The sequence below is a fragment of the Collinsella sp. AF20-14LB genome (genome assembly GCF_003459505.1).
Lineage (GTDB): Bacteria > Actinomycetota > Coriobacteriia > Coriobacteriales > Coriobacteriaceae > Collinsella.
In genome coordinates, this window is sequence record NZ_QRWD01000002.1 from 1 (window position 1) to 22,343 (window position 22,343).

Annotated in this window: 19 protein-coding genes; 8 read left to right on the plus strand and 11 right to left on the minus strand. The window is 58.0% G+C overall.

Going from position 1 to position 22,343, the window contains the following annotated elements; genetic code table 11:
- Window positions 1–288, minus strand: a 288-nt coding sequence (locus tag DWX63_RS11450; protein WP_233514430.1) for a hypothetical protein, incomplete at its 3' end; no start/stop codon positions are given.
- 30 nt (window positions 289–318) lie between these two features.
- Window positions 319–657 carry a hypothetical protein gene (locus DWX63_RS01300; RefSeq protein ID WP_147336045.1) on the minus strand — a complete coding sequence of 113 codons (339 nt, stop codon included), beginning with the start codon at window positions 655–657 and terminating at the stop codon, window positions 319–321.
- Between the two features lie 410 nt (window positions 658–1,067).
- On the opposite strand from DWX63_RS01300, the gene DWX63_RS01305 reads away from it, so the two are divergent.
- Both DWX63_RS01305 and DWX63_RS01310 read left to right on the plus strand, forming a co-directional pair.
- Window positions 1,068–1,520, plus strand: coding sequence for a DUF4869 domain-containing protein (locus DWX63_RS01305; protein ID WP_117821341.1), 453 nt, complete (start codon window positions 1,068–1,070; stop codon window positions 1,518–1,520).
- Window positions 1,517–2,494 (plus strand): translation initiation factor 2, encoded by a 978-nt coding sequence (locus DWX63_RS01310; protein WP_117842580.1) that lies wholly within the window; start codon window positions 1,517–1,519, stop codon window positions 2,492–2,494. Before DWX63_RS01305 ends, DWX63_RS01310 begins: the two co-directional genes overlap by 4 nt.
- On the opposite strand, the gene DWX63_RS01315 is transcribed toward DWX63_RS01310, so the two are convergent.
- From DWX63_RS01315 to DWX63_RS01335, 5 genes are all read right to left on the minus strand, one after another.
- A complete protein-coding gene (locus DWX63_RS01315; RefSeq protein WP_117842581.1) occupies window positions 2,491–4,977 on the minus strand; it encodes a glycosyltransferase family 2 protein in 2,487 nt (828 codons plus the stop codon). The two genes, DWX63_RS01310 and DWX63_RS01315, sit on opposite strands and share 4 nt — an antisense overlap.
- Complete coding sequence (locus DWX63_RS01320) at window positions 4,978–6,045, minus strand: glycosyltransferase (RefSeq protein ID WP_117842582.1); 1,068 nt, start codon at window positions 6,043–6,045, stop codon at window positions 4,978–4,980.
- Window positions 6,046–6,057: 12 nt separating this feature from the next.
- A complete protein-coding gene (locus tag DWX63_RS01325) occupies window positions 6,058–7,176 on the minus strand; it encodes a glycosyltransferase family 2 protein (protein ID WP_117758323.1) in 1,119 nt (372 codons plus the stop codon).
- 74 nt (window positions 7,177–7,250) lie between these two features.
- A complete protein-coding gene (locus DWX63_RS01330; RefSeq protein WP_117842584.1) occupies window positions 7,251–8,291 on the minus strand; it encodes a glycosyltransferase in 1,041 nt (346 codons plus the stop codon).
- Between the two features lie 6 nt (window positions 8,292–8,297).
- Window positions 8,298–9,401 (minus strand): glycosyltransferase, encoded by a 1,104-nt coding sequence (locus DWX63_RS01335; RefSeq protein ID WP_117842585.1) that lies wholly within the window; start codon window positions 9,399–9,401, stop codon window positions 8,298–8,300.
- Window positions 9,402–9,657: 256 nt separating this feature from the next.
- Here DWX63_RS01335 and DWX63_RS01340 point away from each other — a divergent pair, with 256 nt between their 5' ends.
- Window positions 9,658–10,677, plus strand: a complete 1,020-nt coding sequence (locus DWX63_RS01340; protein WP_117842586.1) for a glycosyltransferase — start codon at window positions 9,658–9,660, stop codon at window positions 10,675–10,677.
- Window positions 10,678–10,697: 20 nt separating this feature from the next.
- Here the strand turns inward: DWX63_RS01340 and DWX63_RS01345 are convergent, their stop codons facing one another.
- From DWX63_RS01345 to DWX63_RS01355, 3 genes are all read right to left on the minus strand, one after another.
- On the minus strand, window positions 10,698–12,656 hold the full coding sequence (locus tag DWX63_RS01345) for an AAA family ATPase (RefSeq protein WP_370445863.1): 1,959 nt from the start codon (window positions 12,654–12,656) through the stop codon (window positions 10,698–10,700).
- A 41-nt stretch (window positions 12,657–12,697) separates the two neighbouring features.
- Window positions 12,698–14,506 carry a hypothetical protein gene (locus DWX63_RS11185; RefSeq protein WP_158559583.1) on the minus strand — a complete coding sequence of 603 codons (1,809 nt, stop codon included), beginning with the start codon at window positions 14,504–14,506 and terminating at the stop codon, window positions 12,698–12,700.
- 139 nt (window positions 14,507–14,645) lie between these two features.
- Window positions 14,646–15,077, minus strand: a complete 432-nt coding sequence (locus tag DWX63_RS01355; RefSeq protein ID WP_117778422.1) for an Rrf2 family transcriptional regulator — start codon at window positions 15,075–15,077, stop codon at window positions 14,646–14,648.
- A gap of 219 nt (window positions 15,078–15,296) precedes the next feature.
- Here DWX63_RS01355 and sufC point away from each other — a divergent pair, with 219 nt between their 5' ends.
- Genes sufC through sufU form a run of 5 tightly spaced genes read left to right on the plus strand, consistent with a single transcriptional unit; the run spans window position 15,297 to window position 20,542 of the window.
- On the plus strand, window positions 15,297–16,097 hold the full coding sequence (gene sufC, locus DWX63_RS01360) for a Fe-S cluster assembly ATPase SufC (RefSeq protein ID WP_117842588.1): 801 nt from the start codon (window positions 15,297–15,299) through the stop codon (window positions 16,095–16,097).
- Between the two features lie 12 nt (window positions 16,098–16,109).
- On the plus strand, window positions 16,110–17,522 hold the full coding sequence (sufB, locus tag DWX63_RS01365; protein ID WP_117842589.1) for a Fe-S cluster assembly protein SufB: 1,413 nt from the start codon (window positions 16,110–16,112) through the stop codon (window positions 17,520–17,522).
- Window positions 17,522–18,793 carry a SufD family Fe-S cluster assembly protein gene (locus DWX63_RS01370; protein ID WP_117629104.1) on the plus strand — a complete coding sequence of 424 codons (1,272 nt, stop codon included), beginning with the start codon at window positions 17,522–17,524 and terminating at the stop codon, window positions 18,791–18,793. The genes sufB and DWX63_RS01370 overlap by 1 nt, the downstream gene beginning before the upstream one ends.
- Complete coding sequence (locus tag DWX63_RS01375; RefSeq protein ID WP_199411058.1) at window positions 18,790–20,115, plus strand: aminotransferase class V-fold PLP-dependent enzyme; 1,326 nt, start codon at window positions 18,790–18,792, stop codon at window positions 20,113–20,115. The genes DWX63_RS01370 and DWX63_RS01375 overlap by 4 nt, the downstream gene beginning before the upstream one ends.
- A complete protein-coding gene (sufU, locus tag DWX63_RS01380; protein ID WP_055252288.1) occupies window positions 20,108–20,542 on the plus strand; it encodes a Fe-S cluster assembly sulfur transfer protein SufU in 435 nt (144 codons plus the stop codon). The genes DWX63_RS01375 and sufU overlap by 8 nt, the downstream gene beginning before the upstream one ends.
- A gap of 652 nt (window positions 20,543–21,194) precedes the next feature.
- On the opposite strand, the gene DWX63_RS01385 is transcribed toward sufU, so the two are convergent.
- On the minus strand, window positions 21,195–21,998 hold the full coding sequence (locus DWX63_RS01385) for a transposase (RefSeq protein WP_117842590.1): 804 nt from the start codon (window positions 21,996–21,998) through the stop codon (window positions 21,195–21,197).
- Window positions 21,999–22,343 lie beyond the last annotated feature (345 nt).

A 22,343-nucleotide genomic window follows, 5' to 3' on the forward strand; every position in this document is an offset into this window, starting at 1 on the left:
GGCGGAGGCGGGGCATGCCCCGCCTCTTACACCACATCTCTGCACGCTACCTGCTGCGAGGATTTTCTCTTTTATATCAACCGTTTTTCCAGGCCCCTTTTGTATGGTATCAATCGCCAGGATCAAAGAATTAAGCCTAATCACGCCTCGCGCTGTCAAATTAAACTTCTTACAATCGGATGCAACGGTTCCGTCCTCAAAAATAAACACAAAACGCTCTAATGAGTCGGTTTTAAATGCAAAACGACCATGCGCGAGAGCATTCCTTATGTGATAAAACAAACTCATATATTTGCTCGTATTGCCCTTTGAATTAACTTACACAAACACCATACGCTGATCATCAACATTTTCGTAAAAAAGCTCATCCAAGTTTAGCTTTTTGCAGGCGCCCTCTAATTCTTTCTTGCTCCCTACCGAAAGCATCACATCAACATCTCTGCGACTAAATATGGCTTGATTTAGAGAAGTCTTTAAGCTTCGAGTCCCCACCCAAGGGGCGGGCGCCCATTTATCAATGTCGTTATTCTTACGGTTGCTCTGACCCGGGCAGGGAGACTCAATCAGGAAAAAATGAACTATACGCATCCAACTAGAGTCTTCCAGAATCTGAGGCGGCAGGGGCTCATTTAGCCAAGAAGTCCGAAGTGTTGCCATGTCTACCTCCTGCAACAGCTTTACAATCAACATCACAAGGCAATTCTCGACATTTGCCGAAATACCCCCGTACGAGAGACTTCTTAAGAGCCTCAAACGTTTCAATCTGTCGTTTCGCGTCAAATCGTAATTCTATGTTCCTATCGTAAGTTATATCGCGATTTATCGGTTTATATAAGTTTGTATAAACCTATATAGTGTTGTATAAGTTTATCGCGGAATATCGTTGGTCTCGATCTGCTGCATCCAACATATTGAGACGGGCAATTACCGCAGAATAGAAAGTCTGTACACCTCTAAAAGCCATCGGCTCGCTCTAACAGGTGTGCTGATTGACCCGTTATCCACGGCTTGAGGGAAATCGACCCCAACATGGTAAAGTAGTCGCAACAGGCAACCATGGAGGAACAATGCTCAGCATTCACTACGGCGACAGAGACGATGTGATTTATGACACGTCGACATTCTTTGATTACAGCTATTCTCCCTCTTGGCTGCAAGATCCCCTGTCACAGCGCATTATCAAATCTATTGATAATGGCACTGTTCTTGGCGCAAACGCAATTGACACCAAGGTGCTTGGCGTTATTCCGCCAGAGAAACTATCAACGGGCACCAAAACACTTCTACTGATGCTCTTTATGCCTCAAAACCTCTACAACGCCTCAACCTGCGGAGATAATTGCGCCTATTGGATCTTGCGCATCGCCTCCAAACATGACATCACCATCAACCTCTACCATATGATGGATTTTGGCAAAGCACGTTTTACAGCCCGTGTCATCAATTCCGGACAGATTGTTCATACCATGGATGAGCTTGTCCTTATCTCGGCAAAATGTCTGAGGGAGGCTCGAGCATGAGAGGGGAATACCAGCTGACCGTAAGGACCAATAAAGTCCAGGTCAAACTCACCATTCGCCGAAACCTCACCATCATCCAAGGCAAAAGCGCAACAGGCAAAACCACCCTGCTGGACAGTCTCCGTGCATACGAAAACCTAGGAGCCCAAAGCGGGATAATCGTTAATTGCGCAGCCCCCTGCCGCGTCATCGGCGGCATCGATTGGGAAGCGCAACTCAGCCGCATCGATAACAGCATCGTGTTTGTGGACGATACGCAAAAATTCGTAAGGAGCCATGCATTCCAGCATGCAGCTCGACACAGTTCTAACTACTACGTCATCGTTGCGAGGGACGAATTGCCCCAGCTCCCCTATAGCGTGGATGAGATCTATGGCCTCAAAAACACCAACAGGGCAACAACAAAATATCCTGTCTACACACGCACGTACACTTCTAGCTACCGCATTTACGGAGACGAGCCCTACGATGGAGATCGGCCAGAAGAAGTCATCGTCGAAGACAGCAATGCCGGCTATGAGTTCTTTAAAGTCCTGTGCGCCAAAAGTAAAATTCGCTGCGTAAGTGCCGGTGGCAAATCAAACATATACGAAACCGCTCTGAGCTCCCCAGCCCAAAAGTTGCTCGTAATTGCAGATGGGGCCGCTTTTGGGCCCGAGATGCCCTATGTCTATTCGCTCAGGAGATTTAAGGAGATCGAGCTCTTTTTGCCGGAATCGTTTGAATGGCTTGTGCTGAGATCGGGACTCTTCAACGATGTCGAAACGCAAGACATGCTCCTTCATCCTGCCGATTTCATCGACTGCGAGAAGTTCTTCAGTTGGGAGCAGTTCTTTACTAAACAGCTTAGGGAACTGACCAGAGACAGCTACCTAGCCTATAGAAAAGAAGCTCTCAATCCCGCCTACCTACAGCAACATGAGCTCAACACGATTGCTGAATCGCTACCCAAACTCGGAATCACTTCGCGCTAGATCGAGAAATACTCGCTCTCAGCGGATAAGTTCGGCCCCAACCACGGATCGCCCGTCAAGAAGAACTCAGGCCAGCACTGCATGAACAGGGCTTGCTCGCGCTTCCAGCGGCGCAGCTTTTCCTCGTTGGCCTCTTCCCTGCCGCGCGAGGTGAACTCGTAGTGGTACAGCTCGGCATAGGGCGTAAAGATGGTTCGATAGCCGGCCTCCCACACGCGCAGGCAAAAGTCTGCGTCGTTAAAGCCAACGGCGAATTCCTCGTTATAGCCCCTGACCTGCTCAAATACGTCGCGTCGCACCATCTGACAGGCACCCGTCACGGCGCTAAAATTGCTCGGGCGAACTGCGCGCTCATAGTAGCCCTCACGCCTTGCCGAGAAGTCCTGGTTGGCATGGGCAAGTGCGCCACGCACGCCAACCAAGATGCCGGCATGCTGCACCAGATAATCGGCAAAGTAGAGTTTGGCGCCCACCACGCCCGCATCGGGACGCTGTAGATACCCCATCATCTCTTCGATAAAGTCGGGGCTTATGACCTCGGTATCGTTGTTCAGCAGCAGCAGATAGTCGCCCTTGGCATGCTCAACACCAAAGTTGATGATCTGGGAGTAATTGAACTCGCCCGGCCAGTACACAACGCGCACAGCACCCTTACCGTCAGATGCAACGGCTACGCGCTCCGGCAGCGATTCGTAATACGCAAACGTCTCCGGGGCTTCGCTGTTGTTCTCCACCAAGACGATCTCGTAGTTGGCATACGTTGCCTTATGGGCGATCGACATCACACAGGCGTCAAGCGTCTCAATGTGATCCTTGGTGGGAATCACAATACTCACCAGCGGCGCAGGCTCCGGCAGCGCATAGCGCATGCGGTAGACAAACGGCGTATCGGCCTCCTCGGCCGTTCCGCAAATGCCCAGCGAGTCAAAGTGGCGCTGAAGGGCAAGGCGCCCGGCTTCAATAGCATACGGCTTGCTATCGGCAGAGCCATCGGCAGTTGAACCGGGATGCACGCGCCAGTGATACAGCACATGTGCAACGTGCTCAAAGCGCGCGCCAGCTGCAAGGCAGCGAAGCGTAAGGTCGTAATCCTGGGCGCCCGCGACGTCTTCCGGCGACATGCCAATACGGTCGATGAGTGCCTTCTCCACCATCAGAAAATGCGTCACGCAGTTATGGCTATAGAGCAGGTCGACGTTGAGCTTAGTCTTAAAGACCGGCTGGCCCCACTCCCCCGTTTTCTGGAACATGTCCTCATCGCAGAACAGGACCTGGGGACGCTCGCCCTCAACCGCCTTATTCAGCGCGGAAACATAGTGGAATAACGCGTCCGGTTCCAGGATGTCATCATGGTCCAAGAACGCGATGTAGTCGCCCGTCGCTTGCTCAATACCAGCGTTGGTGTTGACCACAATGCCGCCGTTGCCGGGAAGCTCGATGCGACGGATGCGCTCGTCATTGGCATCCGCCGCAAGATTGGCCACCGCATCCCATTCAGGCGAGGCATCCATAAGGAGCAGTTCCCAGTTGTCATAGCTCTGGGCTAGCACCGAGTCCAGCAGCTCGCGCAGGTAGACCCGATCAGTCTTGTAGCACGGCACCACAATGCTCACGAGCGGCCTATAGGCAAAGGCCGCCGAAGCGACACGCTGGCACGCCATATCGCCCGGCTTTGCGCGATGTTGCTCAAACCAACGTCGATAAGCTGCGTCGTCTGCACGCGCATCCTTCATGCGGTTCCAGCTGTCGTCAACCATGCCGTTGTACAGGCGACCATCCATGGCGCAAAAACCGCTCTGGATTAGGCCCGTGGGATCGCTCACAATCGCGACAAAATCTCGTATATTCCGAGGCATCTCTACGCTCAGATACGTTTTATTGACGCGGCAACCGTTGCGCTGCGGCACATCGAACTGCGATTCAAACACATGCACGGTGGCATCGATGGCGTTCATATGCGTATCGAAGATCAGGAGCTCAGGTGCGCACTGGGGGTCTCCCGCCCAGGTAACCTCATAGCGCCACACCGCGCCGGCGTCTGCCGGCAAATAGCGAATGGCATCGATCTCGTAGAGGCCGCAGTGTTCGCCACGTTGCGCATCGCGGATAAGCGCACACAGCGCAGGCTTAGCTTTGTAGTTAATCTTGGATTCCAGCTTGGCCACGCGGCTATCGAGGCGAATGGAGCCCAACCTTTGGTCACCGGATGCAAATGTGACGTCAATCGTAGAGCCGTCCAGAAAGGGAAGCACCAAGACGGCGAGCTCGCGCTCGTAATCGGAAACGGAAGGGCAAAGCGCCAGTACACGGCCATGATCGACCGGGAGCACCAGCGACGGCACAGAAGAACCGCTCGTCGTCGTATGGGCAAACGCTTGAGAACCCTCCCGCTCAATAAGCGCGGCGACATCCTGACCGGCAAAACGAAGCAGCACAAACAGACGGCCCTGACTGCGGCAAAGTGCCAAACGCTTGATACTCATCTACACTTCTCGCTTTCCCAGGGCGTTCGCTGCCATGCGCTTGCAGGCACCCAGACGCCCAAACCTCAAGACGTCGTAATCGAACATGAGCTTTTTGCACTCACGGGCATTGGGGGCCTTGCCGGCAAGCGCCGCACGCACCATAGCGGCAACAGAAGGAGCGCATTGTGCGAGCGCAGCATCGCTACCCACGGCAGAACCGGCAAGCGCCGTGGCAACGGCAGCAAACACCTTGCCGCAGCCCGAACCCAGCAACCTGAGCGCATCGTACAGCACCAGATCGCATAGGAAGTACGCCAGGTCCTCGGCATGCTGTACATCGAGACCGTCGCGCTGCCAGTCAGCCATCACCGCAGAGTAAATCTTCACGTGCTCCAGCAGTCGCGTCTCGTCGTCATAGCGCATAGTGTCCATAAGCGAGCCCTTGCGCGCGACACGATAGTCATACAGCTTGTTCGAGATAAGCGCGGTCTTACGCGAACGACCGTACACGGCAAAATCGAAGACCTGGTCCTCGCCATACTTGACGGTTTCGTCGAACACGATCCCGTTACCCAGCAAAAACTCACGCTTGCAGGCGGTGCGCCATGCAAAGGGGCGAGATGCTTCCTTAAACAGCAGGTCAGAGCTATAGCCTTCAAACGACACATCGCGCGGGCTCAGCACATAGTTAAGCCACGGATACCCTGCCTCGAGCGGATACGGATTCGCGCCAAAGGTCAATACGTCGCAATCCTCGCGCTCAAAGGCATCGACGATCACACGGCACGCATCGGGCGTAAACCGGTCGTCGGAATCCAAAAACGCGACGATAGGCGCCGTGGACGCGGCAATGCCCGCATTGCGCGCGCTCGACAGGCCGCCGTTCTCCTTATCGACCAGCGTAAAGCGCGCGTCCTTTTCGCAATAGGTAGCCGCAATATCGCGCGAGCCGTCCGGCGAGCCATCGTTGACCAGCACGCCTTCCCAATCGGGCATGTCCTGCGCAAGCAGGGAGTCCAGGCACCAGGCCAGGCACTCCTCCACGTTATAGATGGGAACGACAACGGAAATCTTGGGGGTAGCCATAGTCAAGTGCTCCTACTGTGCGACCGGAACGTCATCGGGGTGCGGGTTATCACCGTAGGTGCGCTGATACGTCAGCACGCGCCAGACCAGCGGCAGGCCGCCAATCTTAAAATAGTGCTTAAACGTATTGATCTTGCCCGGCTTTTTAAAGCCAAAGCGCGAATCGATATAGGCTCGGGGCGACTTGACCATCAGGCGCAAGTCGGTCTCGCCACGCGGATCGAACAGCGACAGGTCAAAGCGACCGGCATCCCAATCGGACTTGAGCTCGGGAGAGGCCTTCTCCCAAAACTGCTCGCGCAGTTCATCGACCAGGCGCTCATCATTCCAACGGTACGTATCGACCTTCATGCGCATTAAAATGCCCTGAAGCTGAGCCTTAAGCTCGGGGCGTTCATCCAAAAAGCGCTGCATCTCGGCATATTCGTCGCAAACGCAAAACACCTTGTTGGGCGAATTAACGGAGCTCTTCTCGTTATCTTGGCGATAGCACAAAATGGGGTCCGCAATAAACGCGGCACGCTCGGCGCATGCCCAGACCTTAAAGTTAAAACCCGCATCCTGATACGAGGCACCCGGCGTGGGAAGGAACCGAATCTGATTGTCGTTGAGGAACTCGCGCCGATAGATAGCCGACCAAATGGAAGGTTTGCGGTAGAAGATGCCTGGGCGATCGACGGGGCGATACGCGGCGCCCGTCATATGCTCGTCGATGATCCCAAACAGCTCACGGCGCTCGCTGGGCGTGGACCAATACAGGTAAAAGTCGCCCTTCACCACATCGGCATGCTCGGCATCGGCCTTGGCGACCAGCTTTTGGAGCGAATCCTCAAACATAAAGTCATCGGACTCAAGGATGCCCACGTACTCACCGCGCGCCATCTCCAGGCCGCGGTTCATCGAGTCGCCGTAGCCGCTGTTGGCTTTGTCGATCATCTTTACACGGGGGTCGCGCTCCATGTACTCGCGGATGATATCTGGCGAGCTATCGGTAGAACCGTCGTTAATGCAAATGATCTCAATGTCTTTGAGCGTCTGTGCCACGGCGGAATCGAGGCACTCGCGCAGGTAGCGCTCGACATTGCAAATGGGGACAAGCAGTGAAACTTTAGGGGTATCAGAGTTCTGCAAGAGAACCTCCTGTTGAATAGCGTGTAACAGGGTTATTTTAGCAGCCGAGTTGCGGCGGGCGGCAGCGCTTGGAATTAGAGAAAGCGCTCCAGGCAGGCTTTGAGACCACGAGTCGAAAGATAGAACATCGTGGCGTCTGTCATCGAAACGCCCGAGGTCGCCGCAACGAGCTTGTGGGCAACACGACAAACGGCACCCTTAGCAGGCATATCCACCCACTCCGTTCCCAAAAACGTCGTGAGGTCCATGTTGACGCGAGCCGCCACGCGATGGAAGTCATCGGCATCCAAGCGCGCCAGGTCGAACACAATGAGGTCCAAAAACCAAGTTATCAGCTCACCGGGACACAGGTCCAAAAGACCGTAGGCCGACCAGTCCTCCAAGACTTCCTCGAGCATCCTCATGTGGGCGTTAAGCTTTTTGGCGCGAGCCCCGGCACTGTTGAACTCGTGCGTCGCCGATTCGCTCTCCATCACGTAGTGGTAGAACTTGTCCGGCATGACAACGGTCTTGCGGGCAAGCGCATAGGCCGCAAATTGGAAGACAACGTCCTCGCCCAAAGCCAAACCGGGGGCGAAGCGAATGCCTTCGCGGTTGAGTAGCTCGCGCGAAAAAGCCGCACGGCAGGCATAGGGCTGCGCATTCGAATGGAACAGCAGTTGGGGATCACGGGCGCCGAAGGTACCGGCTTTGGGGCTCATGAGTTGCTGGACGCGTTTAGGGGCAGCATCGGCTGGCTCACAGACGCCGCCAAAAACGGCGGCCTCGGCATCTGCAGACTCCATGGCATGCAGCACGCGCTCGACCGTCTGCGCATCGATGTAATCGTCGGCGTCTACAAAAAAGACGGTCTCGCCCTCGGCGGCATCGATACCGGCGTTTCGAGCGCACGAGACGCCCGCGTTTTCCTGGTCAATCACCAGTACACGATCGTCGGCCTGCGCGACCTGGTGCAACACGTTCGACGAATCATCAGTCGAACCGTCGTTGACGCAGACAACCTGAATCGCGCACTCGGACTGGGCCAACAGCGAATCGAGGCATCGCTGAATGGAGCGCGCAGAGTTGTAAACGGGGACGACAATGGTAGCTTTAGGACACGAGGCCTCTTCCATGCCGACCTACCCCCTCAGCGATTCGATGAGGAAGGCGGCGACCACGCCTGGGCCTCCAACCGATGCGTAGTATTTGGCGCGTCCCAAGGCTCCATCCGTTGCAAAGTGCGGATGTTCGTCAACCCAGCCCTCAGGATCTTTGAGGATGGCAGCGAGAATTGCGCGCTTCCACGGCTTGAGGTCGTCAAGCGAAAACTCCCCCGCGTCCAAAGCCGCCTGAAATTCTTTGGCCATCTGCACCAGGAACTCCTTATAGAACTTGGGCGCCAGGCGCACGTAGTTCCACATGTACGAATCGTACTTAATGAGCTGATTGAACTTGAGCATGCGCGCGACGTCATCACCTGCGTGGTCACGGGCATAATCCTCTCGAATCCAACGCTCAATCTCGGCATACTCGGAATTGACGCAAAAGACCTTAGCCGAAGAATTGACCGAGGAATTCTCGTTGTCCTGGCGATACGACAACACGGCATCATGCAGGTAAACAGCCTTATCGGCGCACGCGATCACCTTAAAGGCGAATGACGTGTCCTGAAAGGATGCCCCCGGAGTCGGCAGGAACTTAATGCCGTTCCGCTCAAGAAAATCGTGACGGTACACGGCCGACCAAATCGACGGCTTTTGCTTAAAGAACTGCGTCGTATCGCTCGGGTGCACCGGCTTGCCACAGTCCTTGGCTTTAAACATCTCGTGCAGCGAACGGCGCTCTTCGGGCTTAGACCAGTAGAAATCAAAGTTCGCCTTCGCAAAGTCGGCATTATTGGTGTCGGCGGCCGAGACAAGCTTTTCGAGTGCGTCGGGCGCCATAAAGTCATCGGACTCCAAGATGCCAACGTACTTGCCACGCGCCATCTCCAGACCGTGGTTCATCGAGTCGCCGTAGCCGCTGTTGGCCTTGTCGATCATCTTGACGCGCCCATCGCGCTCCATATACTCGCGGATAATCGCCGGCGAGTTGTCGGTCGACCCGTCGTTAATGCAGATGATCTCAATATCCTTGAGCGTCTGCGCCAGGGCGGAATCGAGACACTCGCGCAGGTAGCGCTGAACATTGTAAATGGGAATAAGCAGCGACAGAACAGGGCTGCCAGAGGCGTTAGTAGACAAATGTGCTCCTTAGGAAATACCTGTCGTTTCATGGTATCAAAGGGTCAGCGCGCCAGCGGGCGTTTATATAATCTATGGAGTCTCTTGCGGGCAAAGTAGCCCCACGTCATGCGCCATACCCATGGCAGGTTCCTGCGTTTTATTCAAAGCTTGCCGTCAAGGTGCGCTGAGCCTTTACAATAGGACAGTCCCAAGGACGTATTCGATAGCTTCCGTGCAGCGCATGTACGCCGCGCGTGAAAGGATATATTGCCCCATGCCTTCAACCCTTCCCTCTCCCATCGATAAGCTCGCCATCGTCGTCGTTACGTACAAGCGCCAGGAACTCCTGGCCAACCTGTTCGACTCCATGACCGAGCTCACGGCAGCGCCTTGGCGCATCGTGATCGTCGATAACGAGAATTCGCGCGAGACCGAGGCCATGTGCGCCGCATTTAACGAGCGCTTGGCCAACCTGTGGGGCATCGACACCGATCAACCCGACGCAAAGGGTGGCACCGACCGCGTCATCTATGCCCCGCAGCTTGAAAACGGTGGCGGCGCGGGTGGCTTCTCCGCCGGTACCAAGTGCGCCTACGACCTGGGCGCTCAGTGGTTCTGGGTGATGGACGACGACGTGCTCGTCATCCCCGAGGGCATTGAGCGCCTGGCCAAGTGGACGGATCGCTACGACGTCATCCAGGGCTCGCGCCTGGACTTTGACGGCGGCGCCTTCTTTTGGCAGTACCAGCTCATCCTTTCACTCGGCATCCCTAACCCCATCGCTAAGTGGGATCTAGGTCCCGAGGGCTACCGCACCATGAACCAACTGTGCTTTGAGGGCGGCATGTTCTCGCGCCGCGTGGTCGACAAGATTGGCCTGCCCGACGCGCGCTTCTTTATCTACGGCGACGATGCCTGCTATGGCTACGTGGCCAGCCAGCACTTCCCCGCCGCCGTTGTTGCCGACGTGGTGCTCAAGCGCGCCCGCGCCGTCTCCAACTGGGATATCGCCGGCAAGCGCCAGCTCAACTCCACGAGCGACACCAACCGCTACTACATCATGCGCAACCGCGGTTATCTGGCACGCTACATGCAGATCTACGGCGACTACCACCCAGTGCTGTTCCGTCTGGGCAACGCCGCGACCTTCTGCAAGGAATTCATTCGCCTGGCCGCCGTTGACAAGTGCTTTAAGACCGGTATTCCGGCACTGCGCCGTGGCATGAAGGACGCCCGCAAGATCGTTAAGGATCCCGACTGGAAGCCCATGCCGCCCCTGAAGGACGCCGAGTAGTAAAGGGCTTTCGCCCGCCGCTACAGTCGTTGACACACCACGGACACACGCTGACCGTCAAAACCAAAGCCCCAACGCATGCGCCCGACGGCGGGGCGCGGCACGCGGATATCATCGATGCCGTCGCGCTCTATGTCGAGCAGCGCCTGAACCGCTAACAGTTCCAGGCCCAGGGCATCGACGCCAGGGTCATACAACATGTTGATCGTAATGAGCGGTCGCTCATCGAGCATGCCGAGCGTGTCGGCCACGTCAAACACCCGACCGGTGGGAATCACCTGGATATCCCAGCGATCCGAGACGCCACTTCGCTTGGAGCTGGGATTGCAATAGCCGGGCAGTCCAAAGCAGAGCCCCTGAAGCGCCAGATGATAGGCTGTCAGCATATCTGATTGGCCCACATCGATGCCCAGATCGCCGATAGCACAGCTCAAAGCTTGCTTTACAGTGTCCTCGTCTCCTCGACACAGCCCGTCATGGAACGAGTCGATAACTCCAACGTCCTCAACGGCGCACTCAAACCATTCCAGAATTACAAGACGGAGCGCCTGACGCACTTCGTTGTTAGGCAGGCGCAGGGAACGAAGGCACGCGCCGTCCTCCGAATGCCCTGTCATGTCCGTCGTAAGAAATCCAGACAGATACAGCGCAGTCCAGATATCTTCGGGCTTGGCGGCATCGACCTCCTCGGCATGCACATGCACTGGCGCCTCAATAAACCCATGCGGCTCAACCAAATCGAACAATGCGGACAGGCGCATGAGATTCCAGTCACCGACGCATGCGCTCAGACGGTCGGCGTAACCATACAGATCCGCCCGAACGGGCGCGACGCAATCGCGCTGTGCGTAGTCCACCACGCGCTCCGGGCTCGAGCAATAAAAACCACCAAACAGATAGCCCTCGAGCCACTCACGCGCGTCATCCAGACAGCCGTTGCGACCGATGCAATCCAACAGCACTTGGACTTCGTCGTCCGAAAAACCGAACCATCGATCACACCAACTCGACAACGCTGTCGCCGACCGATAGGAAACCCCACGTTGGGACAACGCAAACTCGGCATGACCGGGGCGCTCGCCCATCAGACACGTCAATCGCAACGAGTCGCCGGCATCGGCAATGGTGTCGAACAACATTCGGCTGAGCGACTCTAGGGAATCCACGCTACCGTCGTCCTTAGCGTCCAAACGCTTTGGACATACCGCGTCGTAGTCGTCTATCAGAAGAACAACCTGCTCATCGAAAGCTGCCTGGAGCAGCTTGATAAGCACGCCAAGCGCCGCATCGATCTCCTTATCGCTGGCCACCCCACGCGCCGCCCTCTCGATAAGACGGACTTCACGTCTTGACAGATCAGGTGCGGCAAGCAGCGGCAGCAATCGGGCGCACTCGTTCGCGACAGCGCTGCGAATAGCCGCCGCAGCATCGGCGTCGCGCCCCGCAGCGGCAGCTGAAAAGTCGAGCGTGATGATCGGATAACACGCGTACTCATCACGATAGTGACCGCCGCCCGCCTGCCAAATCTGGGAGCCGACGAACGGGCTTCGATCCGGCCGCCGGTGATCAGGTCGTTCCAAATAGCATTTGAGCATCGATAGATTCATGCTCTTGCCAAAACCCTTGGGCCGACAGCAAACCGCAACAGGTGCTTCGCTGTCCAATATATCGGCAATAAACATAGTCTTATCGACGAGTAAACACCGATTGATTGCATCGGAAAAGTCGTGTACATCAACCGGCAGAGCTGCGTTATCCGCATAACTGAGCAACCGTGCGCCAAACGCATGAGCAACACCATAATTCGCCTGTTCAGACACCGTAAACTCTCCTTCTAACGCAGCACGATGCCCATTGTAGCGAGCGGGTAGAGCGCAACAATATCGACATGCAAACGTTTCGGGCAACGGTAGCAGCAGACCCCCGAGAGGGCATAACAAATCGTTGCACAACAAAAACGGGGCCCGATGCCGCCGCACCGGACCCCGTCCCAAACTCTTATAGAAAACGATCTAGAAGATTACTCCTCCGAGCCGTCCTCCCCAGAAGCCTTCTTCTGCTGATCGAGCTTATGCTTACCACTTACGATAGACGTAGCGCCCAGTGTGGCCAAGCTCGCGCTGGCAAGGCTCGCCATCACAATCAGATCGCCCGTCTTGGGCATGTTGCCGCCCGAGGACTTGGTAGTTGTAGTCGTCGTGGTCGTGGTGGTCACCGTTTTGGAGTCATTTTGCTCTTGGACCTGGTTGTCAGCACCGCTCTTGTCGTCGTCTTCGGACTGTTTCTTTTCGCCCTCGGCCTTGCTCTTGTCCTTCTCCTCAGATTCAGACTTCTTATCCTCGTCCTTCTTCTGTTCGGACTTGTCGCTCTTCTCCTCAGAGCTAGAACCCTTATCGGATTCGGTCTTCTCGGAAGCCTTGTCCTTGGAGTCGCCCTTTGCGGCTTCGATCTTTTCCGTGGAAACCTGATCAGAGTTGCCCTTGTTCTGGGTCGAGCCGTTATTGACGCCAGCCATCAGCGAAGAGCCCAGCGTAGAGCCAAGCTGCTCGGAGAAAGAAGGCTTCTTGTCCGGCGAAGCAACGGGAACGTCCGGCGCCTTATTCGAGTCATCCTTGGAAGCATCGGAACCAGGGGTTGCGTCAGAGCCGGAGCCGCTGTTAGAGCCGGTGCCAACGGACGAATCGCTCGAGCCGGTGGATGAGTTAGAGGTGCCAGCGCCGGTCGAACCAGAAGCGTCGCTGTCCGTATTGCCGGCAGAGCTTGAAGACGAATCGCCCGCAGCAGAGCCGTTTGAATCGGAACCGTTCGAGGTAGAGCCGTTGTTGGTAGTGCCACCAGCAGAGCCATCACCGTCAGCACCGGTCGAGGGCGCATCCATCCTGTCATCGTTGGCATCGTCGCTCGAGTCGTCATTCGAATCAGGCGTCGGCGAGGGCGCCGGCGTAGGTTCGGGCTGCACGGGCGTCGCAGCGGCCTCGTCCTCGGCGATATAAACCAAGCAGTCCTTCAGCTCATTGCGGTAGCGGTTCTTCCAGCCCTCATGATACTGGGGCTGGCTCGAATACTTGGTCGCCACGTTATTGACCACACTGTTGGAAAGCGCCGTCACAAACTCGCGGTCGGACATATCGTTGGAGAGATTCGCCCAACGGAAGAAGTCCCTGCAGCCACCGGTGCCGCACATGTTGGTGATGCTCCACACCATGCCCTTAACGCAATCGGCACGGCCCGAAATATCAATGCCCAGGCCACTCTTGAGCCACGCCTCGGTCACCGCATAGTACGAGTTGTACGCATAGGCATCTTGAAGAGCTGAGAACTCAACAGGATCGATGTTATAAGCACCTTGGAAGGCATCCTGCGCGATATGGCCCAGCTCGGTGAGCTGGCCGTTCTCGTACATGGCATTGCTCGCGTTGGAAATCTCGCTGCCTCGATCAATCGCATCCTTGAGCATGCTGTATTTTTCGGGGTTGTAGTTGTAGGCCTGCTTCATAAACGGAATGAGCGACCATCGGCGGTCGAACTGGTAATAACCCAGCGCGTTATAGCCGTCGCCATACGAAAAGCCCTGGTTATAGTTGCCGTGGCTCTCGTACTTGGTAAAGTACTTCATCTCGGGGGTCACGTTAACAAACGAAACGCCCTGGACCGACCTCAGCACGCCCGAGAAGGACTGCTGGGTATAGAGACCCTTATCGATATCGGTCGCATCCGAGGCAACGCCCGGCGTGGGCTCCTCGGCAGCGGCGGGTGCCGGCGCGGAAACGGCGCCAAACGAAAGCGCCAGCGTCAGGCCCGCGACAATAGCAGAATGCTTGGGCTGCATAAGATCCTCCCTGCATTGGTGTAGTTAAAGTGCAGTTTGCAAAGATAGAATTAAGTATTGCAGCTCACCCGTTGTTGCACAACAACCCCTCGGTAAACGGCAACAACCCTCCGCGAAATCTTAAGGGATTGCGCTCAACCTACAGCTTGATGTCAAAGTTAATCTCGGGGACGGCAGCAAGGTCAGCCAACGACACGCCGTCGACGTACTTTTCGATCACGTCGTCCAGACCGCGCCAGAATTTGACGGTCGAGCAGAGATCGCTGCGGGCGCAGCTGTTGTCGATACCATCGCACGCCACCGGAGCAGTACTGCCCTCGACAGCGCGCAGGATGTCGCCAGCACGCACCTCGGAGGGATCCTTGGCCATCATGTAGCCGCCGCCCTTGCCGCGCACGCTCTTAAGCAGGCCCGCCTTCATAAGCGGACGGACCAGCTGCTCCAAGTACTTTTGCGAAATGCGCTCGCGGTCGGCGACCTCGCGAAGGGCAATCTTGCCCTCGGCATCACCAAGCGCCGCAATATAGATCATCAGTCGGAGGGCATAGCGGCCCTTAGAAGAAATGAGCATACCTACCCTCCCATCGTTACTGGGACAAAACCAGGCTTGCTTGTCCCAAATCCTATGCAAGCGGAACAAACAAACCTGATTTTATGTCCCTCATCTAAAAAGTCGAGTGGATTAGTCGGGTTTTCCCTTGACTAACGCCGAACCCATAGTAACTTTATTCCGAGAAGATTCCTAGGGTTTAGTACACCTATGAGTACACCATATACAGAGAGGGACAGCATGAGCGCAAATCCGCTGCTTTCCATCGAAGGTCTGACCGCCTCCGTGGACGAGAAGACCATCCTCCACAACGTCAACCTCAACGTCGCCGCCGGCGAGACCCACGTGTTGATGGGTCCCAACGGCGCTGGCAAGTCTACCCTCGGCCACCTGGTCATGGGCGACCCCGTTTACACGGTCAACGACGGCCGCATCATCTTTGACGGCCAGGACATCACCGAGCTCACCACCGACAAGCGCTCGCGTGCCGGCCTGTTCCTGAGCTTTCAGGCCCCGGTCGAGATCCCGGGCGTGCCGCTGTCGAGCTTTTTGCGCGCCAGCATCGCCGGCCGCCCCGGTCTGGAGATGAAGGGCAAGGAGTTCCGCCGCCGCGTCAAGGAGCTCGCGGCCGAGCTCAACATGGATACCGCCTATCTCAACCGCGAGCTGGGCGTGGGCTTCTCGGGCGGCGAGAAGAAGAAGGTCGAGATGCTCCAGCTTCTGCTGCTGCAGCCCAAGCTCGCCATTCTGGACGAGACCGACTCAGGCCTGGACGTCGACGCGCTTTCCACCGTCAGCCACGGCATGGACGCCTACCGCAAGAGCTGCGACGGCTCCATGCTCATCATCACGCACAACACGCGCATCCTGGAGCACTTGGATGTCGACCGCGTCCACGTTATGGTCAAGGGTCATATCGTGCGCGAGGACGACGCCTCGCTCATCCCCTGGATCGACAAGAACGGCTTTGAGACCTTCGAGCGCGAGGCCGCCGAGCAGCGCGCCCAGGCCGAGGCCGCCGCTGCCGAGCAGCAGGCGTAAAGGGGCGACGTAATGACCAAGAACCGCACCGAGGTCGCGGACATCGACCGCAGCCTCTACGACTTCACCTATGGCGAGGAGGGATTCGAGCGCCTCGACGCCGGCATCACGCCCGACATCGTGCGCGAGATCAGCGCCAAGAAGGACGAACCGCAGTGGATGCTCGACCTGCGCCTCAAGTCCCTCGAGATCTTCAACCGCTTCCCCGATCCGACGTGGGGCCCCTCCATCGAGGGCCTGGACATGGACAACATCGTCACCTACGTCAAGCCCAACACCGACCAAAAGCACGACTGGGAGTCGGTGCCCGACGACATCAAGAACACCTTTGAGCGCCTGGGCATCCCCGAGGCCGAGCGCAGCTACCTGGCGGGCGTCGGCGCGCAGTACGACTCCGAGCTGGTCTACCACAACATGCAGGACAGCGCGTCCAAGATGGGTATCGTCTATTCCGGCATCGAGGAGGCCCTGCACGACCCGCAGTGGGAGCCGCTCATCCACGAGAAGTTTATGACGCTCATCCCGCCCACCGACCACAAGTTTGCGGCCCTGCACGGCGCCGTATGGTCGGGCGGCTCGTTTGTCTACGTGCCCAAGGGCACCAAGCTCGACTTCCCGCTGCAGAGCTACTTCCGCCTTAACGCCAAGGGTGCCGGCCAGTTTGAGCACACGCTCATCATCGTCGAGGACGATGCCGACCTGCACTTTATTGAGGGTTGCTCCGCGCCCAAGTACAACGTGGCCAACCTCCACGCCGGCGCCGTCGAGCTCTTTGTGGGCAAGCGTGCGCACCTGCGCTACTCGACTATCGAGAACTGGTCCAAGAACATGTACAACCTCAACACCAAGCGTGCGCGCGTGGACGAGGACGGCGACATCGAGTGGATCAGTGGCTCCTTCGGCAGCCACGTGGGCTACCTCTACCCCATGAGCGTGCTCAACGGCCGTCGCGCCCGCTCGAGCTTTACCGGCATTACCTTTGCCGGCGCCGGCCAGAACCTGGATACCGGCTGCAAGGTCGTGCTCAACGCGCCCGAGACCTCGGCAACCGTCGAGACCAAGGGCATCTCCAAGAGTGGCGGCATTCAGACCTTCCGCAGTTCTATTGTGGCGACACCCAAGGCCGAGGGCTCCAAGGCAACCGTGAGCTGCCAGTCGCTGATGCTCGACGACCAGAGCCGCTCCGACACTATTCCGGCCATGGACATCCGCGCCAAGAACGTCGATATCGGCCACGAGGCCACCATCGGCCGCATCGGCGACGACAAGGTGTTCTACCTGATGAGCCGCGGTATCTCGGAGGAAGAGGCCCGCACCATGATCGTCAACGGCTTTGCCAACCCGGTCTCCAAGGAGCTGCCGCTGGAGTACGCCGTCGAGATGAACAACCTGATCAAGCTCGAGATGGAAGGAGCGATCGGATAATGAAACAGACCACGAACACCGCTGCCACCACGCTCGAGCAGGTCAATGCGATGCCGGCTGCAACTTGGGGCTGGCTCAAGATGAACCAGACTAAGCTCGAGCTTTCGGCCGAACTTGCCGCCGCACCCGCCGAGGCCGTTGAGGTCGAGGGCTTGGACGAGCAGCTTGCCGGCTCGGCCGACGCCTTCGACGCCGCCATGGACGCCATGGCCGAGCGCTTCCCCGAGCGCCGCGCCTCCGCCCCCGGCGACGCTGCCGACCGTGCCCGCATCACGCCCGAGACCGAGCTCGACGTGCCCGCCACCTCTGTCTACCAGGCCGGCGCCATCAAGCTCGAGGAGGAGCTCTCCCCTGCCGAGGCCTTCGAGACCGGCATGGGCGAGGCTGCCTATGCGTATCTGACCGAGCACGCCACCAAGCGCATCGTCATCGATGTTCCCGCCTACCAGCACGCCGCCGTTACCGTGCGCGTGAGTGGCGTCGACGCAGCGGCTGCGATTGCCGCCATCGACGTCGTCGCCCGCCCGCAGGCAACGCTCGACCTCGCCCTAGCCCTGGACTCCCCCGTTGCCGGCGAGGGCGTCGTGGGCTCCGTGCTGCGTGTGTGCGCCCACGAGTACGCCACCGTCAACGTGACCTGCACGCAGACACTCGACGACAGCTGGATCGCACTCGACGACACCGGCCTGTTCCTAGACGAGGGCGCGCGCGTCAATGTGCAGCACACCGTCCTGGGTGCCGGCGCCAGCGCCACCGGCCTTGCCGGCGACCTGCTGGGCGACACCGCCAAGGTGACCATCGATACCGATTACCTGGGCGCCCGCGAGCAGGTGCGCGACTTTAACTACGAGCTGCGCCACCGCGGTCGCAAGACCGAGTGCGAGATCGACGCCAACGGCGTGCTGACCGGCACGTCCAAGAAGGTCTACCGTGGCACCATCGACCTCGTGCACGGCTGCAAGGGTGCAACCGGCACCGAACGCGAGACGGTGCTTTTGGCCAACAAGGGCGTCGACAACAAGACCGTTCCCGTCATTCTCTGTGACGAGGACGACGTCGCCGGCAACCACGGCGCCACCATCGGTCACGTCCGCGACGAGCAGCTGTTCTACCTCGCCTGCCGTGGCCTTGACCAAAACGCTGCCGAGGACCTGTTCATCCGCGCCAAACTGGAGGACGCCGCGCTTTCCGCCACCGACGAGCGTACCCGCGCCGCCGTCGTCCGCCTAGGCAACAACCTGATCGACAACTTTGAAGAGGAGCTCGCATGATCGACACCGAGCACGTTAAATGCGACACCTGTACTGCCCCCGAGCCCATGGAGCTCGACGCCAGCGACGAGGCTTCGCGCGGCTGGCCCACCGTGGACATCGAGACCAACCCCTACAAGGGCCAGTTCCCGCTGTTCCAGCAGCACCCCGAGATCGCTTTCCTCGATAGCGCCGCCACCGCGCAGCGCCCTGCCTGTGTGCTCGACGCCGAACGCGACTTCTACCAGTGCATGAACGCCAACCCCCTGCGCGGCCTGTACTCGCTGTCCGTCGAGGCCACCGACGCCATCGCGAAGGTCCGCCAGCAGATCGCTGACCTCATCGGCGCCTCACAGGCCAACGAGGTCGTCTTCACCCGCAACACGAGCGAGTCGCTCAACCTGGTCGCCAAGAGCTTTGCGCCCACAGTGCTCGAACCGGGCGACGAGGTCGTCATCACCATCATGGAGCACCACTCCAACCTGATTCCGTGGCAGCAGGTCTGCCGCGAGACCGGCGCCAAGCTCGTCTACCTCTACCCCACCAAGACCGGCCAGCTCACCACCGAGGAGGTTCTTGCCAAGGTGGGTCCCAAGACCAAGATCCTAGCCGTGGGACAGGTCTCCAACGTGCTGGGCGTCGAGAACCCGGTCAAGAACCTCGGCAAACTCGTGCACAAGTACGGCGGCTACCTGGTCGTCGACGGCGCGCAGTCGCTGCCGCACATGCCGGTCGATGTGGCCGACCTGGGCGCCGACTTCTTTGCCTTTAGTGCGCACAAGGCCATGGGCCCCATGGGCATCGGCGTGCTGTGGGGCAAGATGGACCTGCTCAACGCCATGCCGCCCATGCTTACCGGCGGCGAGATGATCGATTCGGTCACCGAGCAGGACGCTGTCTGGGCTCCCGTCCCCGAGAAGTTCGAGGCCGGCACGCAGGACGCCGCCGGCATCTTCGCCACGGGCGCCGCACTCGATTACCTGGTCAACACGGTGGGTTACGAGAACATCCAGGCCCGCGAGCAGGCACTCGTCCACTATCTGATGGGCGAACTCATGCAGCTCGACTTTGTACAGATCATCGGCTCCATCTATTGGGACAACCACCACGGCGTCGTGAGCTTTAACGTCAAGGGCATCCACCCGCACGACGTAGCGAGCATCATGGACATGGACGGCGTCTGCATTCGCGCCGGCCACCACTGTGCGCAGCCGCTGCTCACCTGGCTGGGCGTCGAGAACCTTGCCTGCTGCCGCGCCAGCGTGGCCTTCTACAACGACAAGGCCGACATCGACAAGTTCATCGCCGGTCTGCATCACGTTTGGAGCACATTCAATGGGTAATCTGTACACCTCCACCACATTTATGGAGCACAACTCGCACCCCGACTACAAGTACGAGATGGACGCCCCCACGCACGAGCACGACGGCATCAACCCCAGCTGCGGAGACGAGCTCACCTTGCAGCTACGTGTCGAGAACAACGTGATCGAGGAGGCCTCCTTTACCGGCCACGGCTGCGCCATCAGCCAGGCCAGTGCCGACATCATGGCCGACCTCATCACCGGCGAGACCGTCGAGGAAGCTCGCCGCTTGGCAGAGCTCTTCCTCGCCATGATCCGCGGCGAGCAGCTCTCCGAGGAGGACCTGGAAGACCTGGACGAAGCCGCTCAGCTCCAGGACATCTCGCACATGCCCGCCCGCGTCAAATGCGCCGAGCTCGCCTGGCGCACCCTCGACGGCATGCTCGAAGGGCAAGCTAACCAGTAGCGGATGCCCCAAATCCAAGGATTTTGATTGCCGAGCCGCCCGATACGGGCGGCTCGGCTTTTTTATAACGAGTACACACAGTCCACGCGTCCGGCGCCCCGTCTGTCATTAAACGAACGGCCAACCGCGAACACGGATGTTCTCCACAGCACCAATGGCTTGCGGCAGGGCCACGGACACTCCACGCAACGTCCCATGTCCTGCCCCGCTGGACTCCGGTTCGCTTTGCGTCTGCCACAGACGGGTCCCCTAGGGTGCGGCGTGCATTTTTGCGAGTATTCAGCACGCCAAGCTGTGTGTATACGCATCGGAAGTGTTAATCAACAACTCAAGTCGCCTTTACATTGCGATTTAGAACAAGCATCGAGGTCTCAGGGGGCGCAAACATGAGCTTCGGAGGCTCATCGGTAGGCACAAATCGCTTCGGAGCCCGTATGTTTCAAGATTGCGACGGTGCCGACAGTACCACGATGCTGAATACTCCGCTTTTTGCACGGAGTAGACGGGGGTAGGCACAGGCTAAACCTAACTAAGCCGTTATTTTATGCATGAAGGCGACCGTTCTATGCAAATCTAGATGCGCAGTTACCGTACCAAGCTTTTACAATGGTTGTGGCATATGGGCAACCCCGGCTGCGGTGCACAGGTAGCCCTACACCACGTTTTCGCCAGTCCGCACCTCCGCTCGCGCACGGGCGCGCACAATACGAGAAACGGTACTTTTGCCAATCCCCGTATACCGCTCAATCTGACGCACCGTAAATCCGGCATCATGCAATCCAAGAATAACGATATTGCGCTGCGCCGACGATGCGGCTTTAACCTCGTGGAGCGGAACCCCGAGACCCTTCGCCAGCTTTTCGGCAAAGGCGTGCCGCTCCCACTCCGTCTCTTCCAGATCGGGCATCGCAGGCTCGCAGGCATCGGGCGTCGAAAGCGAATAGGCAATAAAGGCCTTGGCAGAACCAAAAAGCTCAAGCACGCAAGACGGGTCGGAAAATCCCCTCGTCATATCGTTGTCATAGGCCCGTAGATACTCGACAAAGCTGCTCCACGCATAGCGCTCGATTAAGCTGATGCCAGCCTCCTGCGGATCGGCGTGTACAGAGCGAACAGCCCCCATCACCTGCGAGTCGATATCGAGCGAGCGGCGCTCAAAACGTTCACGAAATAGACAGCCCGAGCGCCCAGTGCGCTTATTGAACCGACGGGCATACGTCAACAGCAGCCGCTGCATGGCTGCGCTCATTTCGTCCTCGTAATCCAAAAGCACCAGATCCACGCAGTCGCTCATGAGACACCACGCCACAATCGTCACCTGGGCCTCGCGGCAGCAGTCGCGCATCAGCTCCAAAAACTCCCGCCGGTCGTCATCGGTCTCAAAGATGATCTGTTTTCCGATGCCACGGGCCGAAACATGGTAAAAGCCGGTGACCGTTCTCCAAACGCGCTGCATGGCGCTCCCTTCGCCGGGATCCGCTCCCCATCAAATACAGCACGATTGAAGCGTGCCATCAAAACATTCACGCAAAACAATACACTCGCGCGGCCAAAGGCGGTAAACAGGCGGCGAACGGCACCGTTGCAACAGGTCAACCCCTGCAACGCTTGCAAGAGCTGACCAAAAGCTTGCCCAAGACGGACCCCCTCTACGGAAGTTCGCGACCACAGAACATAGAGTTAAATCGCTTCAATTGAAAGTTCCGCGCTTCTCGCTACGAAAACTGAGCCGTTCGCCGAATATTCCGTGCATTTCGCGGTATTATAGGGCTGCATGTCATGTCCCTTTCGAAGGGTCGCC